This is a genomic window from Desulfosporosinus acididurans (assembly GCF_001029285.1).
Classification (GTDB): domain Bacteria; phylum Bacillota; class Desulfitobacteriia; order Desulfitobacteriales; family Desulfitobacteriaceae; genus Desulfosporosinus; species Desulfosporosinus acididurans.
This window is the reverse complement of the sequence record NZ_LDZY01000016.1, coordinates 99,222-112,888: the sequence shown is the minus strand read 5'-3', so window position 1 is coordinate 112,888 and position 13,667 is coordinate 99,222. Positions and strand designations below refer to the sequence as shown.

Here is a 13,667-nt window from a genome sequence, read left to right as displayed (position 1 = left end):
ATCCCTAGGTTGCGGGGCAACTTGCAGAACCAGCATGCTACTTGTCGCATCAAACTTTCCAAACACCGTTTCATGCTCGGGAAAGTAGATTTTCAGCCACCTCTGAATGCGATTTTTTATACTGCTCATTTCCTTTTGGATGCGCATTCTGCAAGCCATCGCTATTCGCAGTTCTGCATAGATCCCCTCCGGGATATAGGGCTCATTGTATCTCCCCTCGATGACCAGCTTAGCAATTGTTTTGGGGTCCTTAGCATCCGTTTTGCTGGGGTGGTTGTCATCAAGCTCCTTACTACGCTTTACATGGAATGGGTTTACGAGGACTAGCTTAATGCTTTGCTCTTTTAGATATGATGCCAGGCCGAACCAGTAATGGCCGGTTGGCTCTGCGCCTACCACTATGCAGTCCTTTTGTGCTTGACCTTTTAAACGTTCAATCCATGCATAGAAATCCCTGAATCCTTCAGCACTGTTTTCAAACTTGAATACTTTGCCCAGCTCTACTCCTCGCCAGTCGAAAGCCCTGGCGTAATGAAGCTCGCTGGCGATGTCCACTCCGATAACAATACTTCTTTCAGAAAGTTGCTTTAGTTTCTCGTTTTGTGTAAAATTCATTTGGGATGACCTCCGTTATTTTGATTGGATTCTGTTGGCCAACAGTCCTTTCAAATTGTAACGTGAGGTCTTCTTTTTGACAAAGCTCATTTTTTCCTACTACAGGAATGCTCCTTTAACTTTAATTTTACAGTTTCCAAAATATAATATTTTATTCTTTAATCCAAAATAAGAGCAGAGGTAAAGATTCTATTTTTTGAAAGATAAAGAGAACAAGAATTCATATTAGAGTATCTATAAAAAATATCTCGATCAAAAGCTTAGCCCCAAATATTCCAAGGTGTTGTATAAAAAACCATATATGAGAAATTATAAACTAGTGAGAGAGATAAAAAAGGCAGGGTTGAAAATGGTAGATATTATGGATAAAGTCCAAAAGATAGCTGAAATCGGTAAATCCTCCCGGGAAAAGCAAAGAATAATTAATGTAATTGAAGTTTTTTATATATGGGATGTGTTAGTCACCAAGTTAGATGCCTTAGAAAGCATCCAGATTTTTGAACATATGATTGAAGACAATGATTTGAAGATAATAAAAAACAAGGTCAAGGATGGCCTTTTTCTGGGGATTAACGATATGGAAGCTTTAATGCGGGATTACGATTTGCCTTTTCCTATAAGACCGCCGGCAGACGTAAGTTCGACAGTTCAAATCGAGGCTGTCAACGATAGAGACATTTTTCTAATGTTTTATGAAGTTATTGCCGCATTTTTCCCTATTCTTGGTATCGGCTTTATGCAAAGTACCACTCCTGACGTCAGGAAAGGACTAAAAAATCACTTGCTCTTGACTATAGAATTACAAGAAATGTTGGTCGAATACGGTAAATTAAAAGGCTATTTAAATCAACCGCCTGTCTACCGTCCATAAAAGTAAAAAAATTGAGGTTTAGATTATGAAGATATTAAAGTATATTAAAGATATCTCCGAAATGAACGAGTTTCTTAGGGATAAACAAACTACCATAAATGTCAGCGAGGTTTATCATCTCTGGAATCATTTGATGCAGAGATATAACGTTATCTATATTACTAATCTTTTACATAACTTTGTCAAAGATGATGATTTGAAATTAGTCCTTAATTTAGGCAACAAAACTCTTGCTAAGCATACCGAGTTGTTAGAAAAAGAGCTTTTGAATTATGGCATTACTTTACCCCTTCGGCCGCCCAAACAAACCCAAGAGACGGTAAATGCTGAGCTGATATCGGACAGGCATATTTACAGGCGGATTTTAAGGGGTATCCAAGCCTTTTTGCCGGTTCATACCATGGCCTTCATTCATAGCACATCGCCCAAAATTAGAGATTTGTTTATTTCCTTTATGGAAGAAGAAATGAAAATCTATGATAACTATCTCGAATACGGCAAAATCAAGGATTATTTAATTAAACCACCGGTCTATAGGCCATAGCTAAAACGAGAAAGATAAGTGTTACGCTAAAGTTGAAAATATTTATATATCAATTATTATATTACATTAGGCTCGCAGGAACGAGAAAAAATGGCCTTGCTTTCGAGGAAACTTACATCTTGAAACGAGGCCACTGTATTTTCTTGGAGGCCATAATGTTTCTATTGGAATTAATGAGCTTAATAATTATTGTAAGGGCTAACTAAAAAATTAGAGGAATTATAAAAATTATATCGAAACAATTAGATAAAATTTGTGATATTCAAGTCATTGTAAAATGATAAATTAAAATATTCCTAAAGTTTTTATATTAAGTAATCAAAAATGGTATGATTGGTATATTATTCCGATTATGTTGTGCGCACTAGAAGACAATTAATGTTTTATAAAAAGATGGTGAAATTTTGAGCGGTAAAATCAAACAGATAATTGATGAGATTATTTTTCAAAGATCAAGAGGTAATCCCGCAATTGCAGAAATGACAAAAGCCAAATTTATCTTAAAAGGAATTAATCCTAATCAATATGACAATTCATCGATAGATGATCCAATAATCATTGAAAGATTGCTTAAAATTGCTAAAGAATTAAATATTAATACTATGGAAGAAGAGTTAATTAATATTAAGCCGGTCTATTCTACTCAAACGACTATAAGCGAAGCTGTATCCGAAATTAAACGACAGTTATTAAATTTTAAAGTAAAACTTTTGATATTCTTTGGCTCTTCCAGCTTTGATTACAATAAATTAAGCGCTTGTATGCAAGAAGCCTTTGACGATTGTATAGTGATTGGATGCTCCACTGCAGGTGAAATAGTAAATGGGAAATTTTTAAAAAACTCTGTAGTTGCGATGGCTTTTAATTCAAAGATTATTTCGGATGCAAAAGTGGAAGTAATTGAACATCTTCAAAATAAATTATGCGTTGAAGGAGCATTTAAATCCTTTGAAAAATACTTTAATTTAAGTTCATCTGCAATGAACCCTAGAGAGTATGTTGGAATTGTCTTAATTGATGGGCTAAGTATGAAACAAGAAAAGATTATGGATAAAATTGGCGATAGAACAAATGTTTATTTTATTGGCGGTTCTGCTGGGGATGATCTCAAGTATGTCAAAACACATGTCTGTGCAAACGGCAAGGCTTATACCGATTCAGCGGTTCTTCTTCTTCTTAGAATGAGTCCATATGCTGAATTCAATATTATTAAAACTCAAAGCTTCAAGGCCTTAGATCATGTTCTTATCGCAGATAAAGTTAATGAAGAAACTAGAGAAGTCATAGAATTCAATCACAAACCTGCGATTTTAGCGTATGCGGATGCAATAGGTGTAAAATCTATTGAAGAAGCAACTAAGTATTTTTTGACCCATCCTGTTGGGTTGGTTATTGGAGAAAAAGAAATCTTAGTAAGAAGTCCTCGCGAAACGAGAGGGACAAATATTAAATTTGATTGCAGCATTCTCGAAGGAATGGAAGTTCGATTACTCGAATCAACTAATATTATTGAGGATACAAAGACTTCCCTAAATAATATTAAAGCAGATAAGATTGAAGGGATCATAAATTTCCAATGCATTAAGCGAACACTTGAATTAGAAAAGAAAGGTTTGCTTACAGAGTATAGAAAAATTTTTAATGATATACCAAACGTCGGATTTTCTTCTTATGGAGAGTTATTTATTGGACACCTGAACCAAACTGCTGCCATGCTAGTCTTTAAAAGCAAGGACTATAATTATTATAGAGACTTAAATTCGCGTGAAATCAAAGAACTCATTGATGAAAATAGAAACTTGCATAAAAGAGTAATGGAACTAAATCAACAACTAGAGGAGACAACAGCAGATCTAAAACAGTTTAATATTATGCTTGAAGAGGAAATTTACAATAGGATCAAAAAGGAAGATGAAATTAGATATTTAAGCTATCATGACAAATTGACAGGTCTTTATAATCGTCGATTTTACGAGGAAGAAATAAGACGATTAGATTCTGAAAGGAATCTTCCTCTCTCGATAATTATGGGGGATGTCAATGGCCTGAAGCTTGTGAATGATACTTTCGGACATGAAAAAGGGGATGAACTTTTACTGAAAGTCGCCGGTGTCATTCGGAAAGCATGTAGAACGGATGATATAGTAGCCCGTTGGGGAGGAGATGAGTTTATATTTCTTCTACCACGAACTAACTCGGATGAAGCGGGAGCGATTGTTCAAAGAATTAAGAATCAATGTTCAGACGAACAAGTGAATACTATTTGTATCAGCATTTCTTTTGGGTGGGCAACAAAGAAAGAACCAAGTGAAGATATTTTTAAAACGCTGAAAGTCGCTGAAGATTATATGTATAAAAATAAAATCTTGGACAATCAAAATAATATTCGAGATACAATAACAACAATTATAAATACCTTGCATGAAAAAAGTCCAAGAGAAGAACAACATTCTAAAAGAGTAAGTGAACTATGCCAAAGCATTGGGGTTGCCATGGGGTTATCAGAAATTGAAATAAATAAAATTAAAGTAGTAGGCTTACTTCATGATATTGGAAAAATTGCCATTGAAGAAGGTATACTTAATAAACCGGGAAGGCTTACAAAACAGGAACGAATTGAAATAGAACGGCATCCCGAAATTGGCTATAGGATACTAAATTCGTCGAATTACATGTTGGATATTGCAGATTGTATACTCGCCCATCATGAACGATGGGATGGCACAGGTTATCCAAAAGGCTTAAAGGGTGAGACTATTCCGAAATTTGCCAGAATCATTTCACTTGCAGATGCTTATGATGCGATGACCAGTGAACGAAGTTACCGGAGTGCTCTTTCTGAAACAATGGTAATAGAAGAACTCAGAAGCAACGCTGGGTTGCAGTTTGACCCCGAGCTAACAAGATTATTTATTGAAAAGATATTGAATAAATCGTGTGACAAAAAATAATAGTATAAATGTAAGGTTTATTAAACTACTAAACTTTACTGACAAGAACTCCTCTAGCTAAAAGTCTGGAGGATATTTCTTTATATAGTATATAGATATTGTATGGGAGAATGTTGATCTGGTACACCGATTCCGTTATTTTTAAGGTGCAACCATTAGTGGAGAAGTAAATCTATTCAAGTTCCTCAACAGTAAGCTAACGATTTGATATTCAACAGAATAGTTGCAAAAACGTGTTGACATTGCCGTAACGTAAAGGTTTACAGTTATCTCATCGGGAGGTGAGAACATGGAATATACAGTACAAAAATTAGGGCAGATATCGGGTATTAGTCCAAGAACCATAAGGTATTACGATGAGATTGGAATTTTAAAGCCGACCAGAATTAACTCCTCGGGATATCGAATATATGGTCAAGCAGAGGTGGATCGTTTACAGCAAATTCTCTTTTATCGAGAACTGGATCTTAGTTTGGAAACAATTAAGGAAATAGTCTCTTCCCCTGACTTTGATGAAATGAGAGCACTGAGAGAACACCGTGGAAAACTACTTGAGAAGCGAAAACAATTAGATTTATTGATTATAAATGTTGATAAATCTATTGCCGTAAAAGAGGGGAGTAGTACAATGTCCGATAAGGAAAAGTTTGAAGGCTTCAAACAGAAGTTAGTAGATGATAATGAAGAGAAGTATGGCAAGGAAATCCGTGCAAAATACGGTAATGATGCAGTTAATAATTCCAAGCAAAAGATGCTCAATATGACACCGGAACAATATGACGAGGTCACTCGGCTGGAAAAAGAAGTTCTTGAGATTCTTTATGCTGCATTTGAAACTGGTGATCCTGCGGGCGAATTAGCCCAAAAAGCAGCGGATTTGCACCGTCAGTGGCTAAGTTATTTTTGGAGCAGTTATAGTAAAGAGGCGCATCTAGGAGTAACTCAAATGTATGTGGCCGATGAGAGATTCAAAGCTTATTACGACAAGAAAAAACCTGGGGCCGCAGCATTTCTTAAAGAGGCGGTCCGAATCTATACTGCAAATATAAAATAAATAATAATTGGATTAAACGCACTGAAGCAAGGGATGAAAACCATTCCCACTTGTGGGAAAATGAAAAACTAGAGTTTCATGATTTTACGAAAGGAAAGTAAATATGAACGATATACTGATTGTTTATTATTCGCTTTTCCAACACACCAGAAATCTAGCAGTAGAAATAGCAAAACAAACCGGCGGTACTCTTAGAGAGTTAATTCCGGAAAAGAATTATTCCTTCGACTATAATACAGCCGCTAAAGAAGTAAGAAATGAAATTTCTCGTAGATTTTGTCCTAAGCTCATATTTGGAAATGAATCAATAGATGGTTACCAAACAATATTTATAGGTACACCTAACTGGTTTAAAACATTAGCCCCACCAGTTATGAGTTTCCTCAAACAACATGATTTTACAGGTAAAACGGTAATTCCCTTTTGTACTCATGGAGGCGGCGGATTTTGCCAAATTGAAAATGATATAGCTAGGGAATGTTTAAAATCCATAACTTTGCCCGGTTTAGCTGTAAATGGCACTTTCACATCGGAAGAGGTCACAAATTGGCTTAAGTTAATAAGATATGAATCGTTAGGAAAGGTTTAAAAGCGGCAAACGAAAATATAGTAAACCAGAGCAACGCAAAATAATGCTCTGGTTTTACTTTTAATCACCAGATTATTTATCACAAACGGTGGTATGAAAAAAGGACCTTTTTATCCAATCGTAAGACTCCCACTTCATAAGTGGGAGTGGGTCCCCCGTACTCTGGCCCCTGATTACAAAAAAACTATCTAAATTAGTATCCTTTATAAGGATTATCATAACGAGGATCAAATGGCTGTGGGATACCCATTCGACGTTCCAAACGCTGAAGCCAAGCTGGTTCAAATTGTTCTTCGAAAAGTTCCCACCAAATAGGTTCTCTGCCTGGAATAAACCCCATACGTTTTTCCATTTCTTTAATCCATCGTGGTTCAAACTGTTCTTCGTAACGTTCCCACCAAGCTGGTTCGTAGCCGCCTGTATAATTCACCGGATACCAGCGTACTTGATGCGGATAATGACCGTATATAGGGACAACATTTGTTCGGGGATGAACCAATTTTCTCACCTCAATTAATAATTTTAGTGGATGGATATTTCCTACGATTCCATATTATTCAATTTACGTTGTCTCCGAAAGTTGACCGATGCTTACGAACCAGAAAATTGCTGCCATTTAGAAAAAATGGCAGCAATTTTAATCTTCTTTTTCTGTTTAAGTAGATAACAGCTACCATCTCGAAGGATGGTAGCCATTGTATTTAGAAAATAACGCCTAAAGCGATAAGAATTAAAGTGGCAATAGCAATAATTCCTACACCGACGCATCCTGTAACAGGGGGACAGATTGGTCGACAACAGGTTGTGATAGGTCCGATGTGTGGAGGAGCGCCAACTGGTGAAATGTTAGGGAAATGACCATAACCGTACATATAATTTCTCCTTTCAATTAAAATTTAGAATACGATACCCATTGCGATAAGCAAAAGAATAATTACGACAACGATTGCGATACCAGGCATAAAATTAGGGGTACAAACTCCATCAACAGCACCAAATGCCATTTTCATTTCCTCCTTAGTTTAAAGTTATTACATAATATGCATTGTTTAAGGAGTTGGTACAATATGGAAAATATGTTTTGCTAAATATTTAACCTAAACTATTTTACGATAAAAAATGATGGCGCATGGCGTTCGCCGTATGGACTAGATGGGTGATTTACAATGTAGCCATGATAATAGAGGACGGTTGAGGCCCCTCCGTCGAGATTGGCTACGTTATAGGCACCATATTTGAGCATGATATTCTGAACGTCTTTCAGAGTGGCCCCTAGTGACCCAACCTGGCGTCCATCGATGACCAGCATTAAGATTGTGCCATCTTTTGTTTGCCCAATGGCCGTTCTAGGAGCAATTCCCCATGCCCCATCTCCATGGGTTATGGCAGGTTTACCATTGACGACAAGAAAAGGTCCGAATGTCACTGCATCACGTATCCCCATCCGTTTGACGTTAGCTAAGGTATAATGACCTAGTACAAGGACATTTCTTTGATTCAAGCCTATGATATCGTAGGTTGAAACGCCAGGGTCTTTGTATAGAAGTCTACCGCGCGAGATGAGGATACCCTGTGGGTGCCCACCGCTTCCGTTGCCCTGGGGATCACTAAAAGCTCCGCCATTAATTACCGCTGCAGCACCAGTTTCGTAGGCAATATCCTCTGCTCTCTCTCCGATTTTGCCGAGATAATGTGTTACTGCCACCCTGACGCGACCAGGATTATTGATCTTTAGTAAGTATCCACTAAAGCCATTCTGACTAATGTTAATGAGCTCGGTACTATTATTCTTGTTGGTACTGCGTGCATTGATCAGGGTTGAATCGGAGTTTCCCAAATCTTGAGCTTGATCACTGTCCAGTATTTTTTGAATCTTGGCATCGCTAAAAAACCATTTTGCCAAATACTGATGGCTCATTGATGTCATAGCACTTTCTACCCAGAAATTACGAATTGTCTCAAAAGGTTGAAGCGGGCAATAAAGAAACCCCATAAAGAGGAACAGAAATAAGGTGAGTAAACGGAAAGGCCACGCAATGGGGTGGGGGAGTAATCTTTTTTTTCGTTTGTAATGGTAGACCGCAAAAGGTTTCTTTTTGGGTCGTGATTGTATCCTTTGGTGTGAGGATTTGGGAATTCCAGAGCTATCCATATTGCCTCCATTAGAAAGTCTTGAATATGTAGAAAATCGCTTAACCTGCGGTTTGTACTGAAAATTGTAACAAACTTACCCTATCTCGATATTGAATTAATGCTCGATATAGAATAAATGTTTGCTAGATAAATATTATCCCTTTTGTTTAAGTCACGCAAACTCCGAGATATATCCTACTCAATGCTATGTCTTTTTCTAAGTCATTTAAATGAAGTTTGATAAATCTAGATTGGAATTTGTATGAGGGAAGACCCATCGAACTTGTAAGCAGCTTTAGAATTTCTCAGCAAATTCTCAGTTTTATTCCTTAGAATAAGCAATGTAAACGATATGTTTGACAAGAAAGGAGGCGCATAGATGAAACGATTTCGCCGAAAAGCAATTTCTGTTTCCTTGGCGATTCTGTCGACATTATTAGTACTCACCGGATGTGGTACTCAGTCTTCAAGTTCCGCTGCGGGTACTCCAAATGCGACTTCAACAGCTAATAAACAAGAAGCAGCTGCCCCTAACCTTATGACGAGTCAGCAGCAGGTTAAGTCCATCGACATCAAAGCGGCTAAGGGAAAGCAAGAAGTTAATGCTCAAATCAATGAAAATCTCAAAAATCTGGATAAATCTCTTAACGCCCTCAATAGAAGTCTAGGAAATTTGTAATGAATAGTAGTAAAAAGTACGAACTAGAAATCAATATTCAATAATTAAAATATATTCAATAAAGGAGAATTAATTTACCTATGCGAAAATCAAGTAAATTGTTAGCTTGTTCTTTGATAGCATCTTCAATCTTTAGTTTTTCTCTTCCCGTCCTTGCTGATACTACCCAATCGTCTCTGCCTACAACTTCTCAAAGTCAAAATACCTCAACAGGAACTACAATGACTTCCGCTGACCAAGCGGCTGCCAGAAAACAGAAGCTTCAAAATGAAATTTTGCATTTACAAAATGCAGAGCAATTTCAGCAAAATTTGGCTCCGATTCGCCAACTTCAGGTTCAAGATAAACAACTGCTGGATCAAATTAAAACTTTGAGACAAACGATGCATGCGCAAATCAAAACAGATCGTCAAAGTAAGAACTACAATGCTTTATTAGCTGCCCTTAATGACATGATTCCCATGCAGGATGATATAGCCACTGCCCAGGGAGCTGCTCAAACTGCTAAAGGGGATTGGACACAACTTAAAACTGATAATAAAGCTAGTAACTCCTCGGCAGTTACTTCAGACTTAAGCAAGGTTCAAGCAGACATTCAAAACAGAATCAGCGTTTATCAAAAGATTTTAGCAGATCTTCAGAAAATTAATGGAGATTTGAATACGTCGTCCTCAACGACAACTCCTGCTTCAAATTCACCTTCAACATCAACGTCATCATCAACCTGATGTTTTTAAGAACCGTACACTTGAGTACGGTTCTCCTTTATTCACTCTTTGGGGAAAGAAATTATGAACGTCGTACCTTTTCCCAACTTACTTTCGACATCGATTTTTCCCCTTCGTAAATTTATGAATTCATGGACGATAGCCAATCCTAAGCCTGCACCACTACCGCCTTTTCTCTCTCTTGATCTGCTGCCTCGATATAAACGCTCAAATATATAGGGAAGATCCTGAGGGGCGATTCCCTCACCGTTATCTGAAACATAAAGATATCTTGCCTTATCATTTGTTTCAGTTTTTATCGAAATCTTTCCATTGACAGAAGTATGCTGAATAGCATTATGAACTAGGTTATAGAGAATTTGCTTAAGTTCTCCTGGTTCAACAGGAAGGGATATTTCGTCACCATGGATATCTAAGGTGCGATCTCCTAATAGTGAATTCAATAGGGGCAAAACTTCCGGAAGAACATCTTGAACAATTGTTTCTGGTTTAACTAGCGGATCATTATCGATTTGGTTTGCTAAACGATTGAGAGTCAATAAATCCTTGGTAAGGTGAATTAATCTCTCAGTTTCAGTGAGCATTGATTTATGGGCTGCAGCTAATGTTTCTGAGTCTGTTTCTGGGTCGCGCAACAAGATTTCCAGAAATCCTCGGATAGACGTCAAAGGTGTTCTCAATTCATGGGAAGCGTCACCAATAAACCTCGCCATTTGTTCTTTGGCTTCTGTTTCAGTCGTTAAAGATTGATTAAGAGTATCAAGCATTTGATTTAAAACAGATCTCAGATGCACAATTTCTGATGCTGCCGGTTCCTCGGGTATTCTTAAGGCGTAATTGCCAGCAGCTATTTTTCCTGAGATTTCGGACATGCGTGATAAAGGTAACAGAGGTTTTTTTAGAATATACAACGTCAAAAGTCCTCCAAACACGAGAATAAACAGCGTGCTGATAAGGAAAACCTGAAATTGGTGGTAGAGTATATTGTTGATCTGTGTTAGAGGGGCAGATAGAGTTGCATAACCGATTAATATATTGGTTGAAACTTGTTTTGACATCTGTCCTGTTACACTGGCACCAGTTTCTTGATTTAGGTAGATTGGCCCAGTGATAACTCTGTAGCGGATGCCCTTTGGGGACGTTAAAATTACATTCGTTCGAAGCTTATCTTTGCTAATTTGTTTTCGAAAAAAAGACTTTTCTAAAACGTAAGGATTTTTAGTCTTGACTACCTCACGACTGAATATTCCTTCAAGTTTTTTCTCCGGTGAAAAGAAACCAATGACAACACCAGGACTAAGGCTCTGCCAAGCCTTGGGAAATTGCTGTTCATGATCCAGCCATAATTTTAGTTGATTTACATTAAATGAACCTATCTGAGTCTGTAGATCCTGGGTTTCTCCTCTCATCAAAAACGAATTTAAAGCCTGATATTGAATCACTCCCATAATTAGTGATACCAGTAAAAGGCTCAACCAAAACCTTACTAATAGTTTAGTAGTCAGAGAATTTTTCCAATCTGTTTTATTACTTTCATCCTGCATTCTAACACCTTCCCTCCTTTGAGAAGATTATATTTAAGAATTTTAATGCTTCAGCGGAGGAACCAGGCGATAGCCTGCACCACGCACAGTTTGAATTAATTTGTGTTCCTTGTCGCCAAGTTTGTCACGAAGGTAACGGATATATACTTCGACAATATTGTCTTCACCGTCAAAGTCGTATCCCCAAACGTGAGTTAGGATGGAGTTCTTGCTAAGTATTTGACCAGGGTTCCAAAGCAAATAGGATAATAGTTTATATTCAGTAGGGGAAAGGGAGAGCTGACAATTGTTAAACGTAATAGAATGGTGTGCTTCATCCAAGCAAAAAGCACCTATAGTATGTTTTCCAGTCAACTCTGGGTAGCGGTTTCGTAACTGAACTTCAATTCTTGCTAATAGTTCCTCAAAATGAAAAGGTTTGGTCAGGTAATCATTGGCTCCTTGCCTTAAGCCGACAACAATATCCTTTGCTGAGTTCTTAGCAGTCAGCATAATCATAGGAGCCTGACTAATTTCCGGAACGGCCTGACATAAATCATTTCCATCCATGATAGGCATCATTAAATCTAAAATAATTAGATGTGGGTCAAATTCGGGAATAAGTTCTAATGCGATTTGCCCATTAGCTGCAGTTTTCACAACATAACCCGCTTTTCGTAAACCTAAGTCTAACATTTGTCGAATCGAAGGCTCATCATCGACGACTAAAATGCGAAATGAAAAAGAATCCATTTATCCACATCCTTTTAGGATTTATAGTCGGTATCTACCATCCCAACCGTCCAGAGAAAATTATAAGCACAATTGCTTAAAATCAGCTGAGAAGAAAGTCACTAAATTAACATGATTATACGCCCATAGTACCTAAAAAAACAAAATAGCTAGGAGATAATCATTGGCAAAAAACAGTCTGCTACATACTGATGTTGTAACCTTAATCTAAATAGTAACAAAATACATTCTGCTAGTTCGATAAATGAAAATCCCTCACCGTTAGATGATGAGAGATTGATAAGATTCTTCTCAATAACTAGAAAGGAACGTAATTTACTCGTCTTTAAACTGATCTAATTGGTTAACGATTTTGATCTCACAATCTAAATCTTTAAGCTGACATAATTCAGTAACTACTTTAACATCGTCTTCGATTTTGTAAAGATCTTTTTTTTTCAAAAAAATCACACCCCCTAATATTTTTAGAAACTTTTTCTTTCCAGAAATCCTTTATTACATAGACAAGAGGGCGAGGGGATAATCCATTTAGTTAAGTAATCCCTTCAGTTTATAAGGTTTCCAATTTATAATTTCATAGTAATAATTATAATCCCAAAGATGACAAGATATGTAATGTCATTGTTATGCAGTCCACCTTCAAGATCTAGATCTTATTTATTCAAAATAAAAGTGAGAATCAGTGATAACTTAGCTTACGGGAAAAGGCTTTGAAATGATGCCAGAGGCATACCTCCATAAATTCGCTCGCGCTTCAATGTCAATATGTTATCACCTAAATGTACCCTACCGGATTTCGTTGTAAAGCCCAGTTTATATCCAACCTTTGGCATTAAAGCTAGGGTGGTTTTATTAAATTTTCCTGAAGGAAAACATAGAGACTGTACATTGATCCCAAGATGACTTTCAAGTTCCTGCTTTGAAACCATTCCTGCACCCACAGAAATAGTACCTTTCATTATAGTACCTTTCAGCTTAATAGTGTTTATTAACTTCATGTAACGCGAAGAAATTGATTCAGTATAAAAGGGGCTGCTAATTTGCAGCCCTGTGGTTCTCAATTCTAGGAATCAAATACTATATACTAGTACTCTTCTTATCATAAGCAATTAATATTTTGGAACTATCTGTTCCTTGGTTTATCTCTTGTTCTGCTTTTTGGACTTTTTTAAGGTCTTCTTGTGATAGATCCGCTACAGAATAATCTTTGTTTTTCATTGCTAACTC

At 37.0% G+C, this 13,667-nt stretch carries 16 protein-coding genes; 7 read left to right on the top strand and 9 right to left on the bottom strand.

The window, feature by feature from the left end; all coding sequences use genetic code 11:
• A partial coding sequence (locus DEAC_RS19060; RefSeq protein ID WP_047811665.1) for an IS110 family transposase occupies positions 1 to 615 on the bottom strand: 615 nt, incomplete at its 3' end.
• A gap of 319 nt (positions 616 to 934) precedes the next feature.
• Between DEAC_RS19060 and DEAC_RS19055 the strand changes: the two genes are divergently transcribed.
• The 5 genes from DEAC_RS19055 (at position 935) to DEAC_RS19030 (ending at position 6,624) form a co-directional block, all read left to right on the top strand.
• Complete coding sequence (locus DEAC_RS19055; protein ID WP_242847216.1) at positions 935 to 1,486, top strand: DUF3231 family protein; 552 nt, start codon at positions 935 to 937, stop codon at positions 1,484 to 1,486.
• Between the two features lie 25 nt (positions 1,487 to 1,511).
• Positions 1,512 to 2,030, top strand: coding sequence for a DUF3231 family protein (locus DEAC_RS19050; protein ID WP_047811664.1), 519 nt, complete (start codon positions 1,512 to 1,514; stop codon positions 2,028 to 2,030).
• 404 nt (positions 2,031 to 2,434) lie between these two features.
• Positions 2,435 to 4,981 carry an FIST N-terminal domain-containing protein gene (locus DEAC_RS24330; protein ID WP_242847215.1) on the top strand — a complete coding sequence of 849 codons (2,547 nt, stop codon included), beginning with the start codon at positions 2,435 to 2,437 and terminating at the stop codon, positions 4,979 to 4,981.
• 289 nt (positions 4,982 to 5,270) lie between these two features.
• Positions 5,271 to 6,035 (top strand): MerR family transcriptional regulator, encoded by a 765-nt coding sequence (locus DEAC_RS19035; protein ID WP_047811663.1) that lies wholly within the window; start codon positions 5,271 to 5,273, stop codon positions 6,033 to 6,035.
• 103 nt (positions 6,036 to 6,138) lie between these two features.
• Positions 6,139 to 6,624, top strand: a complete 486-nt coding sequence (locus DEAC_RS19030) for a flavodoxin (protein WP_047811662.1) — start codon at positions 6,139 to 6,141, stop codon at positions 6,622 to 6,624.
• A 193-nt stretch (positions 6,625 to 6,817) separates the two neighbouring features.
• Here the strand turns inward: DEAC_RS19030 and DEAC_RS19025 are convergent, their stop codons facing one another.
• The 3 genes from DEAC_RS19025 to DEAC_RS19015 form a co-directional block, all read right to left on the bottom strand.
• Positions 6,818 to 7,132: a hypothetical protein gene (locus DEAC_RS19025; protein WP_242847214.1), complete on the bottom strand. Its 315-nt coding sequence runs from the start codon at positions 7,130 to 7,132 to the stop codon at positions 6,818 to 6,820.
• A gap of 193 nt (positions 7,133 to 7,325) precedes the next feature.
• Positions 7,326 to 7,496 carry a hypothetical protein gene (locus tag DEAC_RS23970; RefSeq protein ID WP_200903164.1) on the bottom strand — a complete coding sequence of 57 codons (171 nt, stop codon included), beginning with the start codon at positions 7,494 to 7,496 and terminating at the stop codon, positions 7,326 to 7,328.
• 230 nt (positions 7,497 to 7,726) lie between these two features.
• Positions 7,727 to 8,551, bottom strand: coding sequence for a phosphodiester glycosidase family protein (locus DEAC_RS19015; RefSeq protein ID WP_242847213.1), 825 nt, complete (start codon positions 8,549 to 8,551; stop codon positions 7,727 to 7,729).
• A gap of 585 nt (positions 8,552 to 9,136) precedes the next feature.
• Between DEAC_RS19015 and DEAC_RS19010 the strand changes: the two genes are divergently transcribed.
• On the top strand, positions 9,137 to 9,436 hold the full coding sequence (locus DEAC_RS19010; protein WP_047811659.1) for a hypothetical protein: 300 nt from the start codon (positions 9,137 to 9,139) through the stop codon (positions 9,434 to 9,436).
• 80 nt (positions 9,437 to 9,516) lie between these two features.
• Positions 9,517 to 10,164, top strand: a complete 648-nt coding sequence (locus tag DEAC_RS19005; protein WP_047811658.1) for a hypothetical protein — start codon at positions 9,517 to 9,519, stop codon at positions 10,162 to 10,164.
• A 41-nt stretch (positions 10,165 to 10,205) separates the two neighbouring features.
• Here DEAC_RS19005 and DEAC_RS19000 read toward each other — a convergent pair whose 3' ends face one another.
• From DEAC_RS19000 to DEAC_RS23670, 5 genes are all read right to left on the bottom strand, one after another.
• Positions 10,206 to 11,708 (bottom strand): sensor histidine kinase, encoded by a 1,503-nt coding sequence (locus DEAC_RS19000; protein WP_047811657.1) that lies wholly within the window; start codon positions 11,706 to 11,708, stop codon positions 10,206 to 10,208.
• Positions 11,709 to 11,750: 42 nt separating this feature from the next.
• Positions 11,751 to 12,440 (bottom strand): response regulator transcription factor, encoded by a 690-nt coding sequence (locus DEAC_RS18995; RefSeq protein WP_047811656.1) that lies wholly within the window; start codon positions 12,438 to 12,440, stop codon positions 11,751 to 11,753.
• Positions 12,441 to 12,755: 315 nt separating this feature from the next.
• Positions 12,756 to 12,881: a hypothetical protein gene (locus tag DEAC_RS24625; RefSeq protein ID WP_282434464.1), complete on the bottom strand. Its 126-nt coding sequence runs from the start codon at positions 12,879 to 12,881 to the stop codon at positions 12,756 to 12,758.
• A 254-nt stretch (positions 12,882 to 13,135) separates the two neighbouring features.
• Positions 13,136 to 13,399: a polysaccharide deacetylase family protein gene (locus tag DEAC_RS18990; protein ID WP_047811655.1), complete on the bottom strand. Its 264-nt coding sequence runs from the start codon at positions 13,397 to 13,399 to the stop codon at positions 13,136 to 13,138.
• Between the two features lie 118 nt (positions 13,400 to 13,517).
• Positions 13,518 to 13,658 carry a hypothetical protein gene (locus DEAC_RS23670; RefSeq protein WP_161796478.1) on the bottom strand — a complete coding sequence of 47 codons (141 nt, stop codon included), beginning with the start codon at positions 13,656 to 13,658 and terminating at the stop codon, positions 13,518 to 13,520.
• Positions 13,659 to 13,667 lie beyond the last annotated feature (9 nt).

Excerpts from the sequence above, each read along its gene's own strand:
- DEAC_RS19050 (WP_047811664.1), top strand. The coding sequence starts at position 1,512 with ATGAAGATATTAAAGTATATTAAAGATATCTCCGAAATGAACGAGTTT.
- DEAC_RS19035 (WP_047811663.1), top strand. The coding sequence starts at position 5,271 with ATGGAATATACAGTACAAAAATTAGGGCAGATATCGGGTATTAGTCCA.
- DEAC_RS19030 (WP_047811662.1), top strand. The coding sequence starts at position 6,139 with ATGAACGATATACTGATTGTTTATTATTCGCTTTTCCAACACACCAGA.
- DEAC_RS23970 (WP_200903164.1), bottom strand. The coding sequence starts at position 7,496 with ATGTACGGTTATGGTCATTTCCCTAACATTTCACCAGTTGGCGCTCCT.
- DEAC_RS19015 (WP_242847213.1), bottom strand. The coding sequence starts at position 8,551 with ATGACATCAATGAGCCATCAGTATTTGGCAAAATGGTTTTTTAGCGAT.
- DEAC_RS19010 (WP_047811659.1), top strand. The coding sequence starts at position 9,137 with ATGAAACGATTTCGCCGAAAAGCAATTTCTGTTTCCTTGGCGATTCTG.
- DEAC_RS19005 (WP_047811658.1), top strand. The coding sequence starts at position 9,517 with ATGCGAAAATCAAGTAAATTGTTAGCTTGTTCTTTGATAGCATCTTCA.
- DEAC_RS19000 (WP_047811657.1), bottom strand. The coding sequence starts at position 11,708 with ATGCAGGATGAAAGTAATAAAACAGATTGGAAAAATTCTCTGACTACT.
- DEAC_RS18995 (WP_047811656.1), bottom strand. The coding sequence starts at position 12,440 with ATGGATTCTTTTTCATTTCGCATTTTAGTCGTCGATGATGAGCCTTCG.
- DEAC_RS18990 (WP_047811655.1), bottom strand. The coding sequence starts at position 13,399 with ATGAAAGGTACTATTTCTGTGGGTGCAGGAATGGTTTCAAAGCAGGAA.
- DEAC_RS23670 (WP_161796478.1), bottom strand. The coding sequence starts at position 13,658 with ATGAAAAACAAAGATTATTCTGTAGCGGATCTATCACAAGAAGACCTT.